Source organism: Microbacterium oxydans, assembly GCF_000956405.1.
Classification (GTDB): domain Bacteria; phylum Actinomycetota; class Actinomycetes; order Actinomycetales; family Microbacteriaceae; genus Microbacterium; species Microbacterium oxydans_C.
The window spans coordinates 34,666-50,650 of the sequence record NZ_JYIV01000020.1 but is presented as its reverse complement, the minus strand read 5'-3'; the positions used below and the strand labels follow the sequence as shown (position 1 = coordinate 50,650).

The 15,985-nt window shown below is 68.9% G+C and carries 14 protein-coding genes; 10 read left to right on the top strand and 4 right to left on the bottom strand.

Annotated elements, in window-relative coordinates; all coding sequences use genetic code 11:
• Positions 1–5 precede the first annotated feature (5 nt).
• A complete protein-coding gene (locus RN51_RS05200; protein WP_045262986.1) occupies positions 6–1,265 on the bottom strand; it encodes a sodium:proton exchanger in 1,260 nt (419 codons plus the stop codon).
• A 359-nt stretch (positions 1,266–1,624) separates the two neighbouring features.
• On the opposite strand from RN51_RS05200, the gene RN51_RS05195 reads away from it, so the two are divergent.
• Entirely contained in the window at positions 1,625–2,599 is a 975-nt protein-coding gene (locus RN51_RS05195) for a C-terminal binding protein (protein ID WP_052674591.1), read from the top strand.
• A 14-nt stretch (positions 2,600–2,613) separates the two neighbouring features.
• Complete coding sequence (locus tag RN51_RS05190; protein ID WP_045262985.1) at positions 2,614–3,468, top strand: fumarylacetoacetate hydrolase family protein; 855 nt, start codon at positions 2,614–2,616, stop codon at positions 3,466–3,468.
• 184 nt (positions 3,469–3,652) lie between these two features.
• On the opposite strand, the gene RN51_RS05185 is transcribed toward RN51_RS05190, so the two are convergent.
• Both RN51_RS05185 and RN51_RS05180 read right to left on the bottom strand, forming a co-directional pair.
• Positions 3,653–4,501: an SMP-30/gluconolactonase/LRE family protein gene (locus RN51_RS05185; protein ID WP_045262984.1), complete on the bottom strand. Its 849-nt coding sequence runs from the start codon at positions 4,499–4,501 to the stop codon at positions 3,653–3,655.
• Positions 4,498–5,370 carry a hypothetical protein gene (locus RN51_RS05180; RefSeq protein ID WP_045262983.1) on the bottom strand — a complete coding sequence of 291 codons (873 nt, stop codon included), beginning with the start codon at positions 5,368–5,370 and terminating at the stop codon, positions 4,498–4,500. Before RN51_RS05180 ends, RN51_RS05185 begins: the two co-directional genes overlap by 4 nt.
• A 161-nt stretch (positions 5,371–5,531) precedes the next feature.
• Between RN51_RS05180 and RN51_RS05175 the strand changes: the two genes are divergently transcribed.
• Positions 5,532–6,404 (top strand): alpha/beta fold hydrolase, encoded by an 873-nt coding sequence (locus RN51_RS05175; protein ID WP_045263057.1) that lies wholly within the window; start codon positions 5,532–5,534, stop codon positions 6,402–6,404.
• Entirely contained in the window at positions 6,401–7,501 is a 1,101-nt protein-coding gene (locus RN51_RS05170) for a M20 family metallopeptidase (protein WP_045262982.1), read from the top strand. Before RN51_RS05175 ends, RN51_RS05170 begins: the two co-directional genes overlap by 4 nt.
• 16 nt (positions 7,502–7,517) lie before the next feature.
• Here the strand turns inward: RN51_RS05170 and RN51_RS05165 are convergent, their stop codons facing one another.
• Positions 7,518–8,237, bottom strand: a complete 720-nt coding sequence (locus RN51_RS05165; protein ID WP_045262981.1) for a TetR/AcrR family transcriptional regulator — start codon at positions 8,235–8,237, stop codon at positions 7,518–7,520.
• 180 nt (positions 8,238–8,417) lie between these two features.
• Between RN51_RS05165 and RN51_RS05160 the strand changes: the two genes are divergently transcribed.
• From RN51_RS05160 to RN51_RS18355, 6 genes are all read left to right on the top strand, one after another.
• Positions 8,418–10,277, top strand: a complete 1,860-nt coding sequence (locus RN51_RS05160) for a prolyl oligopeptidase family serine peptidase (protein ID WP_052674590.1) — start codon at positions 8,418–8,420, stop codon at positions 10,275–10,277.
• Between the two features lie 107 nt (positions 10,278–10,384).
• The gene (locus RN51_RS05155; RefSeq protein ID WP_082066431.1) at positions 10,385–12,085 is read left to right on the top strand and encodes an ABC transporter substrate-binding protein; all 1,701 of its coding nucleotides are present in this window, start codon (positions 10,385–10,387) and stop codon (positions 12,083–12,085) included.
• Between the two features lie 43 nt (positions 12,086–12,128).
• Positions 12,129–13,094 (top strand): ABC transporter permease, encoded by a 966-nt coding sequence (locus RN51_RS05150; protein WP_045262980.1) that lies wholly within the window; start codon positions 12,129–12,131, stop codon positions 13,092–13,094.
• Positions 13,091–13,993, top strand: a complete 903-nt coding sequence (locus RN51_RS05145; RefSeq protein WP_082066428.1) for an ABC transporter permease — start codon at positions 13,091–13,093, stop codon at positions 13,991–13,993. The genes RN51_RS05150 and RN51_RS05145 overlap by 4 nt, the downstream gene beginning before the upstream one ends.
• Positions 13,990–14,997: an ABC transporter ATP-binding protein gene (locus tag RN51_RS18360; RefSeq protein ID WP_045262979.1), complete on the top strand. Its 1,008-nt coding sequence runs from the start codon at positions 13,990–13,992 to the stop codon at positions 14,995–14,997. The genes RN51_RS05145 and RN51_RS18360 overlap by 4 nt, the downstream gene beginning before the upstream one ends.
• The gene (locus tag RN51_RS18355; RefSeq protein WP_045262978.1) at positions 14,994–15,968 is read left to right on the top strand and encodes an ABC transporter ATP-binding protein; all 975 of its coding nucleotides are present in this window, start codon (positions 14,994–14,996) and stop codon (positions 15,966–15,968) included. The genes RN51_RS18360 and RN51_RS18355 overlap by 4 nt, the downstream gene beginning before the upstream one ends.
• Positions 15,969–15,985 lie beyond the last annotated feature (17 nt).

The following is a 15,985-nucleotide window of genomic DNA, read 5'->3' as shown; positions in this document are numbered from 1 at the left end:
GGTGGTCATCCGCGACTTCCGGCACCGTCTGCGGATCCGCCCGCGGTCGTGGCCAGCGAAGGCTGCGATCGACGGAACGGCGCCGCGAGGGTGGGCAGGATGTGTCGACGGTGGACGATCAGGAACCCGGCGGCGATGATCAGCTGCACGGCGGAGAGCACGTAACGGCCGCCGGTGTCGGTCACGAAGAACTGCACGAGGAAGATCGCCGCCAGGGCGATGGCCGATCCCAGGTGGAATCGGAGGGCGAGGAGGATCGCGACGCCCATCACGGTCTGGGTGCCGGTGAGCACGAACTCCTCGATCTGCCGGGCATCGAGCGGCAGATCGGACCCTCCGCCACCGAAGAAGTGCGCGAGGGGGAGCGAGCCGACCAGAAGGCTCCACTGGTTGACCTTCGACGCGATGAGGGTGGCGATCGCGGCGGCACCCATGCCCCGGACGGCGAAGAGCACAGCGATGATGAACTCGGGCGCCTCGGAGGCGAGGGGCGCGAGCCACTGCACGAGGAAGAAGCTGTCGATCCCGAGCGCGGTACCCGAATCGACGAGACCGGTCGCGAACGGCTCGGCGCACGCGAGGATGATGCCGGCCGAGACGACGAACATCGAGATCACGGTGATCCGTCGGACGCGGGTCGGCATGCCGGCGATGTGTGCGGCCGCTCCGACGAACTCCTCTTCGCGGTCCGCGCCCTCCGCGCGGCCGGCCCGCCACAGGTAGGTGACGAACGCCCCGATGAGCACCAGGCCGAACCAGATCGGGATGTTCCCGAGCAGTGGGATGGCGAACGCGAGGATTGCCAGCACCGCGAGGAAGCCGACGTCCAGGCGTGCGGTGACGGGGAGCTCGAGGGCGAGGCGCCGGGCTTCGCCGCGGCGTGCGCGGTTCGCGACCAGGAGCGCGACGATCACGACGAGCGGCCACCCGAAACCCAGGAGCAGTCGGTTCGATCCCGTCATGTTCGCGGCGGCGTACTGCGCGTACTCGGGGTCGGAGCCGGAGCGGAACGCGTAGTACAGGTCGACGGCGTATTCGGGGAGCACGGCGATGAGGGCGAGGATGGCGATCGCGAGGGCGCCGGAGATGTCCTTCTGCGCGGCCTCGGCGGCCCAGGCGAGCACGAAGCTCGCCGCCACGACCGCCGCCCCGAAGACGACGAGGTCCAGTACGGGATTCGGGTGGAAGCCCAGTGTGCGGAACACCAGGGCGGGGGTCGCGATGAGAAGACACAGGGCGAGACGGCCGATCAATGCGCGTGGCATGGGGAACGGTCCTTTCGGTCGGGCGCGACCGAGGGAGGACAAGACAGAGCTCCGGCCGCGCATGGGCCGAAGGTCTCGTTCATCCGGGAGACAGGGGCACCGGACGATCATCGTGAACGTCAGTATGTCGATGCGGCCTCAGGCTCTCGCGAGCCCGGAACTACTCCCCTTCGATCTCCCCAGTCTGGCGAACACGGTGGGTGATCCCCCTGCTCAGACGGAGATTCGGAGGGTTTCGGGAACCCTCACGCGTGAACGCGCGGGCGCCCGAGCGAGCGGCCCAGGATTTCGGAGCAGCGAAAGGGCCGATGACCCGCATCGCGGTGCGACGATTCGCTAGATGCTATAGCATCGCATCCATGACCGAGTCATTCATCCTCGTCAGCGACTGCGACCTGCCGGGAACCGTCATCGAAGACACGCTCCGACAGGCAGGGCTGCGCGCCGATCGCGCCGCATCCGGAAGCCCGGACGACATCGCCGCTCTCGGCGCCGATGCCGAAGGACTGGTCGTGCAGTGGGCGCAGATCACGGGTGATGTGATGGACCGGATGCCGAACCTCCGCATCATCAGCCGTGTCGGCATCGGGTACGACATGGTCGATGTCGAGGCCGCGACCGCTCGTGGCATCGCCGTCGCGAACACCCCGAGCTACTGCATCGAAGAGGTCGCAGCGCACACCATCGCGATGATCATGTCCCAGGCGCGCGGCCTGTCCGCTTACGACCGCGCCGTGCGCGCCGGGACCTGGAAGGCGGTCGACGCCCGCCCGCTTGCCGTGCGCCCCTCCGCCACCACGGTGTCGGTGATCGGCTTCGGACGCATCGGCTCGATGGTCGCTCGTGGTTGTCGCGCGCTGGGCTTCCGCGTCCTCGTCGCCGACCCCTTCGCCCCTGCCGATGCTGTGCGCGAAGCCGGGTGCGAGCCCGTGGAGATCGCGGAAGCCGTCGCACGGGCCGACATCCTCACTCTGCATGTGCCGCTCACCGACGACACCCGGCACCTGATCGACGCAGCCGCGCTCGCGACCATGAAGCCGGGGGCGGTCGTGGTGAACACCTGCCGTGGTCCGCTCATCGACGAGGAAGCGCTTGCTGCCTCACTGCGCGCGGGGCACCTCGGCGCCGCGGCCCTCGACGTGTTCGCGGGAGAGCCGCTCGCCGCCGACTCGCCGCTGCGCGACCTCGATCAGGTGCTGCTCACACCGCACGCCGCCTGGTACTCGCCCGAAGCGCTGGCAGACCTGCCGGTGCACGCGGCCGACAACATCATCCGCTACCTGGCCGGCGAGTCCGTGCCGATCGTCAACCCCGCCTTCGCCGCCGCGCGTTGACCTGGAAGGCCCCCATGGAACTCCTGCGACTCGGCCCGTCCGGCCACGAACGTCCCTACGTGCGGGAGGCGGGCGTCGTGTACGACCTGTCTCCGCTCACCGCCGAGATCGACGGCGCGTTCCTCGCCGCCGACGGCATCAGTCGCGTGCGCTCCGCGCTCGGCCGGGGTGAACTGGTCACCGCTGACGTCGACGGGCTGCGTATCGGGGCCCCGGTCGCTCGTCCGACAGCGGTGATCTGCATCGGGCAGAACTACGCGGCCCATGCGGCCGAATCCGGATCGGAGCCGCCCGAGCATCCGGTCGTCTTCTTCAAGCACCCCAACACGGTGGTCGGACCGGACGATGTCGTGCTGCTGCCGCCCGGAGCCGAGAAGGTCGACTGGGAGGTGGAGCTGGCGATCGTGATCGGCAAGACCGCCCGCTACCTGTCTTCTCCCGACGCCGCGCGCGAGGTCATCGCCGGTTACACGATCTCGAACGACGTCTCCGAGCGCGCGTATCAACTCGACGTGTCGGGCGGGCAGTGGTCGAAGGGCAAGTGCTCCGAGACGTTCAACCCGCTCGGGCCCGCACTCGTCCCCGCCGACGAGGTCGACCCCCAGGCGCTGCGGCTGCGGTCGTTCGTGAACGGCGACCCGCGGCAGGACTCGTCGACCGCGGACATGATCTTCTCCGTGCTGCAGATCGTGCACGAGCTGAGTCAGTATCTGGTGCTCGAGCCCGGCGACGTGATCAACACCGGGACCCCGCAGGGCGTCGCGCTCTCCGGACGCTTCCCCTATCTGCAGGACGGCGACGAGATGACGATCGAGATCGAGGGTCTCGGACGTCAGCAGCAGCGCACCGAGCGGGTGCACCTGGGCTGACTCCGCTCGCCCCGGCGGCCTGTGCCCGGGGCACGGTTCCTTTTGCTGAGTGCACCGTGTCCCGGGTAGAGGTCACCGGGAGTGAGGCGCGTGGGGCGGCGTGGGCTCAGGCGATCACGCCGCATCAGGTGACCTGGCTGGGAAGTGGCCTGTTCTGGCGAGTGTGCCTGTTCTCGCGGCGGGATCAGCCCGCGAACGGTGTCACGGGAAGGCCATGCACGCCGGGTCGCACGGCGAAGAGCGAGCCCGCCTCTGTGCCGTGGCCGGGTTCGAGGCCCTGCGCGGACGTCGTGATGTACAGCGTGCCGAGGTCGTCGTCGCCGAAGGTGCAGGCGCTGACCTGGGGCACCGGGAGCTCGATCGTCGCGATGCGCTGTCCAGCGGGATCGTAGCCGTGCACCGCGCTGCCGCCCCAGAGGGCCACCCAGACGCTGCCGTCCGCGGCGACGCTCAGCCCGTCGGGAGACCCCTGCTCCTCGGGGATCGTGACGAAGGCGCGACGGCCTCGCAGCTCGCCCTCGCTGACGTCGAACACGTCGATGCGATGCGTCGCGGTGTCGACGTAGTAGGCGCGTCGGCCGTCCGGCGAGAAGCCGATGCCGTTCGAGATCGTCGCCCGCGGGAGAACAGTGCCCGTGGTCAGGTCGGTGTCGATGCGCAGCACAGCCCCGGCATCGGGCGCCGCGTCGTAGGCCATCGACCCCGCGAGCAGGCGTCCCCGAGGGTCGCAGCATCCATCGTTCATGCGCACGCCGGGGTCGTCGCCCAGCGATGCGGCCGCCCGGACCTCTCCATCGACGTCGTCCGCGAGGTAGAGCGTGCGGGCGCCGACCGCCACCAGACCGCCACCGGATCGCGGGCGGGCGAAAGCCAGGTACTCGTCGTCGATGTGCTGACGGGACACGCCATCCGGTCGCAGCGACAGAAGATCGCCGGCGTCGCCGTCGACCCAGCGGAGTCCGCCCCAGCCCGGCCACCAGACGGGCGCCTCGGCGTGGTGCGCGACCGGGCCGGTGACGTTCTCCGGAGTCATGCGTCGTCGCGCGGGAGTGCGCGCGGGGCTGCGGGGCGCAGCGGGTCGGCGACCGGCATCGGCTCCGGCATGTGCTCGGGCTCCTGCTCGGCTCCGGGTTCGGCGGGAGGGGTCGCGGTGGCAGTGCTCGCCTGCGCAGGAAGCTCCTTCGCCACCTGCTTCTCCAGCACGGTGACCGCGTCGTCGGAGAGCAGGATGAGACCGTCGAGCTCCTCGCGCACACGCTTGTAGGCGACGTTGCGCTCGGCCTGCGTGGCCGATTCGTCGACCGCGACCTTCAGCAGCTGCTGCGCGCGTTCGAGGCGTTTGCGCTCCGGCTCGGTGAAGGTCGAATCCCGCAGGCGCCTGGCATCCTTCTCGGCGATCTCGAACGCGACCGCGTAGTCGCCGACGGCCTGGAGATATTCGGTGACCTGCTGCTCCGAGACCTTGGCGTCGGCGGACGCGGGGCGCAGCGCATCCGCCGTCTTCTTGGCGCGCAGGAACGCGGCGGTCAGCGGCTGGCGCCCATCGCTCATGGCGGGGAAGGCGATCAGCTTCGCGACGTCGAGCTCGTAGTCGAGCCAGCGTGCGGTGATCTCGTCGTGCTCGGCGAACAGGCGCGCGACCAGGTCGTTCGGGGCCACGGACGCGGTGGTGTCGACGACCGAGGGCCCGCGGCGCTTGGCCTGCTGGGTGAGCGCGCGCGCTTCGATCTCGGCGGTCTTCAGCTGCGCCTTCATGCGAAGGGTCTCCAGGCGGCGCTCGTGTCGTCGCTTGGAGCTGCGCTCCCAGGTCTTCGCGATGCCACCGGCCATTCCCATGATCGGGAAGATGAGCCACCAGTAGTGCTGCGCGAAGTTCCAGAAGCCCTGGATGAACTCGTCCATGATGCGTTCAGCCTACTTCTCGGCGGGCTTCTCCTGGCCTGTGGTGTCTCGCCGCACGGTCACAGAGATCGCGTGTGTCTCGACGGGGCTTCCGGAACCAATGGTCATTGATATAGTCAACGCAACTGACTTGCATGTCGAGCACGGAGAGTTGGACGAAGATGACCACAGTCCCCACGTCGATGACCATCGACTGCGACGGCACGCGGATCGCAGCAGAGGTGCGCGGTTCCGGTCCTGCGGTTCTCCTGCTGCACGGCTATCCGGAGACCAAGGCCATGTGGAGCGCCGTCGCCGCCGACCTGGCGCGGGATCACACCGTCGTCGCCGCCGACCTGCGCGGATACGGCGACTCGGACAAGCCCCGTGGCGCGAGCTACGCCAAACGAGACATGGCCGACGACCAGGTCATCCTCATGCGGGAACTCGGTCACGAGCGGTTCGCCGTGGTGGGGCACGATCGCGGCGGCCGGGTCGGGCATCGGCTGGCGCTGGATCATCCGGACGCGGTGTCCGCGCTGGCCGTGCTCGACATCGTGCCGACGCTGCACATGTTCGAGAACGTCGACCGCCAGATGGCGACCGCGTACTTCCACTGGTTCTTCCTGGCCCGAGGCGACGGCATGCCTGAGGCGTTGATCTCGGCCGATCGTGAGACCTGGCTGCGCAGCCGCTTCGTCGGACGTCGCCACGACGGCGATGCGCTTCCCGACGCATACGGCGAGTATCTCCGGTGCTTCGACGTCGACACCGTGTATGCGTCGGGGGCTGACTACCGCGCCGCAGCCGGGATCGACCTCGAACACGATCGTGCGGACCGGGCGGAGGGCCGCGTGCTCGACCTCCCGGTGCTCGCGCTCTGGGGCGCCCACAGCTACGTGGGCCGTACCTTCGACGTGCGGGCAGCCTGGGCGACGTACGCGCCGGGCGTCGCCGGGGCGGCGATCGACGCCGATCACTATCTGGCGGAAGAGGCTCCCCGGGCCACGGCCTCCGCGCTTCGCGCTTTTCTCACCGGGGAGGTGGCTGCGTGACCGCGCGTGCGCAGGCGATCGAGCGCCTGGACGCGCTCGTGTCGATCGAGACCCCCACGGGCGACGCGACGGGCCTCGCCGCCGCGCAGGCTCTGGTGCGGTCGTGGCTCGACCCTGTGCTCGGAACCCCGGGCACAGTCGAAGCCGTCGACGGCGTGGAGCACATGCTCTGGACGAGCGGAGACGCCCCTTCCGTGCTGCTGCTCGGTCATCTCGACACGGTCTTCCCGAAGGGCACCATCGCGGAGCGCCCGTTCCGTGTCGAGGACGATATCGCGACAGGCCCCGGGGTCTTCGACATGAAGGCCGGCATCGTCATCATGGCTGCGGCCCTCGCCCGCATCGCGAACCCGGCCGGGGTCGCCGTGCTGCTCACGAGCGACGAGGAGGTCGGATCGCTCACCTCGCGTGCTCTGATCGAGCGTGAGGCCGCCCGCGCCGGCAGCGTGCTGGTGCTGGAGCCGAGCCTCGACGGTGCGCTGAAGATCGCCCGCCGCGGGGGCAGCATCTACCGCGTCGAGCTGACCGGGCGCGCGGCACATGCCGGTCTCGAGCCGTGGAAGGGGCGCAGTGCCCTCACCGAGCTCGCCCATCACGTGCTGGCTTTGCCCGCGCTCGCCGACGATGATCGCGGCACCACCGTGAGCCCCACGGTCGCACGGGCGGGCACCGCGACGAACGTCATTCCCGAGCATGCCGAGGTGCGCGTCGATGTGCGCGCCTGGACGCTCGGGGAACTGGAACGGGTGGATGACGAGATGCAGAAGCTCGATCCGCACACCGACGGCGTGAGCGTGGAGGTCGTCGGCGGCATCAACCGTCCGCCGATGGAGGAGAGCTCGTCCGCGGAGCTGCTCGCGTGCGCGCGACGGGTCGCGGAACGGCTGGGGCTTCCGCCGATCGAGGCCGTCTCGGCGGGTGGTGCCTCGGACGGCAACTTCACGGCCGCCGTCGGAGCGCGCACTCTCGACGGACTCGGGCCACGCGGGGCCGGCGCGCATGCCGACCATGAGTGGGTCTCGGTTGAGTCGATGCTCGAGCGGATCGACCTGCTCGTCGGGATGCTCGATGAGTTGACGGACGCGCGAGCGCGCTGACCGGGGTCGCCAGGCGTCAGGCGCTCGGCGCGTGGCGCGCGATGCTTTCGAGCAGTAGGTCGAGGGCGGTCTCCCAGGCGCGGGGGTCCCGTACGTCGGGGAGCGTCTCGCCGGCCCACGCGATCTCCGGGAACTCCTCGGCGTCGATCTTGCGCAGATCCATCTGCCAGGTGAGCTCGTCGGCATCCTGCACGTCGGCGGGAAGGGCAGTGAGGGCGGCCTGGATGCTGGACGCCGAGCGGATCAGCTGGCCGAGCGCACGTGCGTAGAGCGTCGCCTGCTCGCGGTCGAACCCGCCGCGGCGCAGCGCGCCGATCGAGTATTCCATCGAGGAGAGGTCGGTCGGGCGGCGCAGTGCCATCTGCAGTGCGAACTCGGGATAGCGCATGTAGTGGTCATGGATCAGGTGCGCCTGCGTGCGCAGGTCGGCGAGCCAGTCGTCGGTGCGCACCATCGCGCCGCTGTAGGAGCGGGCGCGGAGCGTGTCGATGAGTGCGAGGAGCAGCTCGTCCTTGTCGCGGAAGTGGCGGTAGATCGAGGTGGGGTGGGCGCTGAGCTCTTCGCCGATTGCCTGGAACGTGAGGCGGTCGAGCCCGTCGCGCTCCACGACGCGATCGGCGGCGGCGACGATGATCTCGCGGCTGAGCGAGTCCCGTGCGCGCCGGGGTCGGGTGGTGGTGGTGCTCTTCGTGCGGGCGGGCGTCTTCGCCGAGTCCGCGGCCTTCCGAGTCGCCATCGAGTTCCTCCGTTCGCACGCCACCGGTTTCGGTCACGCAGAGATCACGGTACCCCACACTGGTCAGGCAGCCAGTCAGTGCCGTCGACAATGCGTACAACACTGTCCAAGGCAGCATAGCCAGTGTTATAGTCAACGCCATTGGCGAAGACGTCGATGACGATGGTGAGGAGAGCAAGGATGCTGCACACCCCGGAAGGATCCGCGACCGAGGCACTCGAGGAGCGCTTCGCGGCTCCGTACCTGCTGACGGTGCGGCCGTCCGTGGGCGCGGTCGACCTGGCGCTCGTCGTCGAGAACCACCCTGACGGTGCGCGGGGCCGGGTCTGGCGCTCGCCGGAAGCTCCGGGCGAGCTCCTGCCGTTCGAGGTGAGCACGAGCGCGATCCTCACGAACGACGGGCGATGGATCATCGACCTCGATGACGGCGGCGGTTCCGAGGTGGGTTCGCTCGTTGCCACGTCGATCGACGGAACCGCCCGGGTCGAGCTCACCCCTGGGCGCGAACCCTTCGTGCTCCGCGGCCTTGCGACGTCGTTCGACGGCTCCGCGCTGGTGGCCACGGTCGTCGATGAAAAGGGCTTCCACGTGCTGATGATCCCTGCTTCCCCGTGGGGTGAACCGCGGGTGGTCTACTCGAACCCCGTCGAGGCGTGGTTCGGGCTGCCGGCTGCCGATGCCTCACTCGTATCGATCGACACGACCGACCACAACCCCGGCATCCGTCGCCCGCTGATCACGGTCGTGGACGGTGCGACCGGCGAGACCGTGGCGACGCTCGACGACCTTCCCGACGGTCCGGTGCGCGCCGTGCGGTTCTCTCCGGTCACCGGCGACGATCGGCTGCTGCTCAACACCGAGCGCAGCGGATTCTCGCGACCGGTCCTCTGGCATCCGCGCACCGGTGAACGGCGCGACTTCGATCTGACCGACCTCGCCGGCGAGGTGATCGCGCTCGACTGGAACGCCGCGGGGGGTCGCATCCTGGTCCTGCATGTCGACGGCGGCATCCACCGACTGCTCGAACTCGACGAGGCCGACGGGTCGGTGCGGGTCGTGCTCGAAGGGGGCAGCTTCGCGGAGCCCGACATCGCCAGCGTGCATCCCTTCTACTGGACGTCGTACTATGCGCCCGATGGCAGGATCCGGGCTCTGCGCTCGAGCTGGGACGTGCCGATCCACGTGACCGAGGTCGCCTCCGACGGTGCCGAGACGCCGTTGATCGCACCTGCGCCGGTCCCGCCGGGCCGGCCGCTCACCTCGACCCTCGTGGCCAGCGCCGATGGCACCAGGGTGCAGTTGTGGTCCGGGTCCCCCGAGGGGCGAGAACCGCTCGGCACCGTGCTCGAGATCCACGGAGGACCGATGCTCGTGGCCGTCGACGCGTACAACCCCTCGGCGCAGGCCTGGATCGACGCGGGCTTCGCGTATGCCTCGCTCAACTACCGAGGTTCGGTGACGTTCGGGCGCGCCTTCCGGGAGGGGTTCTGGAATGCGGGCGGCGATCGCGAGATCGAGGACGTCGCCGCGGCGATCGCGTGGTTGCGCGCACAGGGCCTCGCCGATCCGGCCTCCACCTTCATCACGGGAGCCTCGTACGGCGGGCACATGACGCTGCTGAGCATCGGGCGGCTCCCCGAACTGTTCGCGGGCGGGCTCGCGCACGTCGCGGTCGCGGACTGGTCGGTGACCATCGAGGCCATGAATCCCGCGGTGCGCACGGTGTGGACCTCCTGGGTGCCCCCTGAGCTCGTGGAGCGCTTCTCCGCCATCTCGTATCTCGACGAGGTCACGGCGTCTGTCTGGGTCAATCAGGGCTCGATCGACACCCGTACCCCTGTGATCGGCGTGCAGGGCTACGTCGATCGGCTGCGTACGAAGGGTGGAGATGCGGTGCTCGAGATCTTCGACGGCGGACACGAGCCCACCGGGCTGAACGGAGCGATCCACGATCAGCGCCGCATGCAGCAGTTGGCTCTGCGGACTCTGGCCGGCGAGCGGTGGGACAATGCTGATCTCGCTCCTAGTCACGAACATTGACTAAAGTGCTTGCTATCTCTTCCGGTCGGCTCTAGAGTCAGACCACTACCCGCACGACAGCACGTTCGCACTGCCCCCTCAGTCGCTCGATCACTGGAGATCCGTCCATGTCGAAATCACCCCTCCGCACCGCCGTACCCTCATCCCGTCGCGTCCTCGTCGCGGCGCTCGCCGTGTCCGCGCTGGTGGGTTCGCTCACCGCCTGCACGACGTCGAATTCGACTCCCGCGCCCAGCGACGTCGCCGTCGTCGACGGCGGCGAACTCGTGATCGGCGCCGAGCAGGAGCCCGACTGCGCCGACTGGATCGCCACCTGCGCCGGCTCCATCTGGGGCAGCTACATCATGCAGACCCCGACGCTGCCCAGCGTCTTCCAGACCCGCCAGGTCGATGACGAATGGGTGCCGGTGCCCTCAGATCTCGTCACCGGAGAGCCGGTCGCCGAGGTCGCGGACGACGGTACCCAGACCATCACGTACTCGATCAATCCGGATGCGGTGTGGTCCGACGGCGAGCCCATCACCTCGGCCGACTTCGAATACACGGCGCTGCAGGTCCGCGACGGCGACGACATCTTCGACAAGACGGGCTACGACCGGATCTCGTCGATCGACGCCAGCGACCCGCAGACCGCCGTGATCACCCTGAGCTCGGCCTACGCGGGGTGGCGCACCCTGTTCAGCGTGTACGGTCTGATGCCCGCCCACCTGCTCCAGGGCAAGGACCGCAGTGCTCTCATGTCCGACGGCTACGACTTCAGCGGAGGTCCCTGGAAGATCGAGAAGTGGACCCGTAGCACCTCGGTCACGCTGGTGCCTAACGAGAACTACTGGGGCCAGAAGCCGCACCTCGACAAGGTGACCTTCCTGTTCCTGCCCGACACCACGGCGGCGTTCCAGGCGCTGAAGAGCGGGCAGGTCAGCGCGCTCTACCCCTCGCCGCAGCTCGACGCCCTCACGCAGATCGAGGCGGGGCTGCCCGGCATCACCTCGCAGGTCGACGCCCGCAGCGGCAACCTCGAAGCGATCTGGCTGAACAACGCCGTCGCCCCCTTCGACTCGGTCGCGGTGCGACAGGCACTCGCCTACTCCATCGACCGCGACGCCATCGTGAAGCGCCTGTTCGGGAGCCTCGGGATCGACAAGGCCCAGCAGAGCTTCAACACCCCGATGGTCGCTCCGTTCGCCGCAGACGACTTCTCCGCCTACACGCTCGATCTCGACAAGGTCGACGAGCTCATGACGAGCGACGGATGGGCCAAGAACGCCGACGGCGTGTGGGCGAAGGATGGTGAGACGGCCACCTTCTCGATCAAGACTCTCGCCGGCAACAAGCGTCGGGACCTCACGGTGCAGGTGCTGCAGTCGCAGCTGGCCGATGCCGGGTTCGAGATGACGATCGACCAGGTGACCCCGGCCGACCTGTTCGGCACGATCGCCCCGCAGGGCGACTTCCAGGCCGGGCTGTGGGCGCTCGTGGATACCTTCCCGGACCCCACGCTGAGTTCGACCTTCTCGTCGGTGAACATCCCGAGCGAGGCCAACGGCTTCTCCGGCATCAACTTCTACCGCACGAGCATCCCCGGCCTCGACGACCTGCTCGGACAGGTCGACAGCGAGCTCGATCAGGACGCCCGCGTCGCGGCGTCGCACGACGCGGACGCGCTGATCGCGGAGAACGTCCCCTCCCTGCCCTTGGACACCGTGCCGAACGTGCTGCTGTGGAGCGACAAGGTCGGCGGCCCGCTGCAGATCAACCCGGTCGAGGGTCCGTTCTGGAACCTGGCCGAATGGGGCCTGGCGGGCTGAGCCCGGTCGGTTTCGACAGTCAGGACAGGAACGAGGCGACGACGTGATCACCTTCATCACACGACGGGTGCTGTACTCGGTGCCGGTCATCCTCGTCGCCTCGTTCATCCTGTTCTGGGCGGTCAGGGCGACGTTCGACCCGCTCGCGAAACTGCGCCAGGCGCACGACCCCTCGGTCATCGCACGCGAAGTCGAACGGCTGGGCTTGGATCGGTCCATCCCCGAGCAGTACTTCCTCTGGCTGCGGGCGATGGTGACGGGCGACTGGGGTGTGAGCACCCGTACCGGCACCCCCGTGCTGCCGCTCATCGGCGAGGCGCTGTGGCCCACACTGCAGCTCGCGTTCTGGGGGCTCCTGGTCGCGATCCTGATCGCCGGGGGCGTGAGCGTGTACTCCGCCGTCCGGCAGTACTCGCTCGGTGACAACCTGCTCACGGGAGCGTCGTACATCGGCATCGCGATGCCCGCTTTCTGGTTCGGGCTGATCCTGATCCAGACCCTCGCCGTGTGGCCGAAGGAGCAGTTCGGGCTCAGCGAACCCCCGTTGTTCTTCATCGGGTTGAACTCACCGGGAGAGACCGGTGTGCTCGACTACATCCGCCACCTGGTGCTGCCGGTGGCCGCCCTGATGATCGCGCTCGTCGCGTCATGGAGCCGGTTCGGGCGTGCGGCCATGCTCGATGCGCTGTCGAGCGACTATGTGCGCACCGCGAGGGCCAAGGGCGTTCCCCGACGCCAGGTCATCTGGAAGCACGCGGTGCGCAACTCGATGGCGCCCTTCGTCACGGTCGTCGCGCTCGATGCCGCGATCCTGATCGGGGGCCTCGTGGTCACCGAGCAGATCTTCGCGATCCCCGGCATGGGTCGTCTCTTCCTGCAGTCGCTCGTGGCGGGTGACGTGTTCGTGCTGTTGCCGTGGATGCTCGTGGTCGCCGTGGCGGTCGTCGTCTGCAACCTGATCGCCGACATCGCCTATGCGGTGCTCGACCCGAGAGTGAGGCTGTCATGAGCGGTGCAGGCATCGCCGGGAGCGAGGAGCTGCTCGCCGAGCAGGATCCGCAGAAGGCTCCCACCCGTCAGCTGCTGAAAGGCTTCCTCCGGCACCGGCTCGGCGTCGTGAGCCTCGTCGTGCTGGTGATCCTGCTGGTGACGTGTTTCGGCGCCGGCGTGATCGCGCCTTACTCGCAGGGGCAGCAGGATCTGCTGCTCGGCCCCACCCCGCCGTCGCCGGAGCACTGGCTCGGTACTGATGAGCTGGGGCGCGACTACCTGAGCGAGATCCTGTTCGCCGGACAGGTGTCGCTCGCGATCGGCCTGTCGGTCGCGCTGCTGGCCACGGTCGTCGGTACCGCGCTCGGCGCGATCGCGGGCTACGTCGGCGGATGGATCGGCGAACTCATCATGCGCATCACCGACCTGTTCCTGATCGTGCCGGCGATCGCCCTGCTCGCGGTGATCCTGCAGGGGCTCGGCCCCTCGCCCACCACGATCGTGCTCGCGCTCACCGCTCTCGGGTGGACGTACATCGCCCGGGTGGTGCGCGCGCAGGTGCTGTCGCTCCGGGAGAAGGACTTCATCGATGCGGCACGAGGCATCGGAGCATCGGGGCCGCGCATCGTGATCTCGCACCTGCTGCCGAACCTCGCGGGCGTGATCGCCGTCGCGATGAGTCTGGCGGTGGCCTCGTCCATCATCGCCGAGTCGACCCTCAGCTTCCTCGGGTTCGGAGTGCAGCCCCCGCAGACCAGCTGGGGTTCGATGCTCAGCCAGGCGGCCGGCTACGTCGGCACACCCCAGGTGTACCTGCTGTACTTCCCCGGCCTGTTCATCCTGGTGACGGTGCTGTGCGTGAACTTCATCGGCGACGGGCTGCGCGATGCCCTCGACCCTCAGGGGAAGAACCTGTGAGCGCGGCGCCAGTGCTCCTCGAGGTCGAGGACGTGTCCATCAGCTTCCGCACCGATGCCGGGCTGGCGAAGGCGGTCGAGGGTGTCTCGTTCGTGCTGCGCGAGGGGGAGACCGTCGGGATCGTGGGCGAGTCGGGCTCTGGCAAGTCGATGACCGCGATGGCGATCATGGGACTGCTGCCCAAGAAGGCCGTCGTCACCGGGTCGATCAGATTCCGCGGCCGGGAACTCGTCGGACTCGCGGACGACCAGCTTCGGGAGGTCCGCGGCAAGGACATCGCGGTCGTGTTCCAGGATGCGCTGACCGCGCTCAACCCGGTCATGCGCGTGGGCGAGCAGCTGGTGGAGGCGGTGCGGGTGCACACACCGGAGTCGACCGCTGCCGAGCGCCGCGCCAGAGCGATCGAGCTGCTCGACCTCGTCGGTATCCCCTCGCCCGAGCTGCGCGTCGACCGCTATCCGCACGAGTTCTCCGGCGGCATGCGGCAACGGGTCATGATCGCCATGAGCATCGCGAACGAACCCGATCTGTTGATCGCGGATGAGCCCACGACCGCGCTCGACGTGACGGTGCAGGCGCAGGTGCTCGAGGTGCTGCGCGAGGTGCAGCACCGCACCGGCACGACGGTGCTGCTGATCACGCACGACCTCGGCGTGGTGGCAGGCACCGCCGACCGGGTGCTCGTGATGTACGCGGGGGGACTGGTCGAGACGGCCGACGTCGATCCGCTGTTCTACGAGACAGCGCATCCCTACACGGCCGGACTGCTGGCATCGTTGCCACGCATCGACCGCAGGGTGTCGCGCGACGAACGGCTGTATCAGATCGCAGGGCAGCCCCCGGTAGCCACGGCCTGGCCGGTCGGATGCCGCTTCGCACCGCGGTGCGCGCATGCGGTGGTGGGCCGGTGCGATGTGGCGGTGCCTGCGTCGGTCGAGGTCGGAGACGGACACACGGCCGCATGCGTGCGCGTCGACGAATGGCAGTCTGAGGTGGTGTCGTGAGGACCGGTCTGACCGTGCAGAGCCTCGTCAAGGAGTACCGGGTCGGCGGCGGGCTGTTCGGACGGACACGCGACGTGGTGCAGGCGGTGTCCGACGTCAGCCTGTCGATCGAGGGCGGGCAGACGTTCGGGCTCGTGGGTGAGTCCGGGTGCGGGAAGTCGTCGCTCGGGCGCAGCGTCGCGCGGCTGCAGTCGAGCGACGGCGGAGCGATCCTTCTCGGGGACGACGACATCACGCGGGTCGAGGGGGCACGCCTGCGCGCTCTGCGTCGTCGCGTGCAGTTCGTGTTCCAAGACCCGTATGCGTCGCTGAACCCCCGCAAGTCGGTGCGGGCCACGCTCACTGAACCGCTCGTGATCCATGGCCTGCACCGAGGGAACCATGACCGTCGCGTCGAGGAGCTGTTGGCGCAGGTGGGCCTCAACCCCGCGCACGCCGACCGCTTCCCGCACGAGTTCTCCGGCGGACAGCGGCAGCGACTCGGCATCGCGAGGGCTCTCGCCGTGGAGCCTGAGGTCATCGTGCTCGACGAGCCGGTGAGTGCGCTCGACGTCAGCGTGCAGGCCGGTGTGCTGAACCTGCTCGACGACCTGCAGCGCGACCTCGGCCTCACGTACCTCTTCATCGCGCATGATCTCTCGGTCGTGCGGCACCTCAGCGACCGCGTCGGGGTCATGTACCTCGGGAAGCTCGTCGAGGAAGGCCCCGTCGACGAGCTGTACGAGCGGCCGATGCACCCGTACACCCAGGCGCTGCTCTCGGCGATCCCGGTGCCGGATCCGCGGGCCGAGCGGGCGCGCGAGCGCATCGTGCTGACCGGTGACGTGCCGAGCCCGGTGTCGCCGCCCAGCGGATGCCGCTTCCGCACGCGCTGCTGGAAGGCGACGGAGATCTGCGCCGAGGTCGTCCCCGCTCTCGACGACCACGGCGCCTCTCACCGCGTCGCGTGCCACCACCCCGACGTGCCCTGACCTTCGAATCGCGCAAA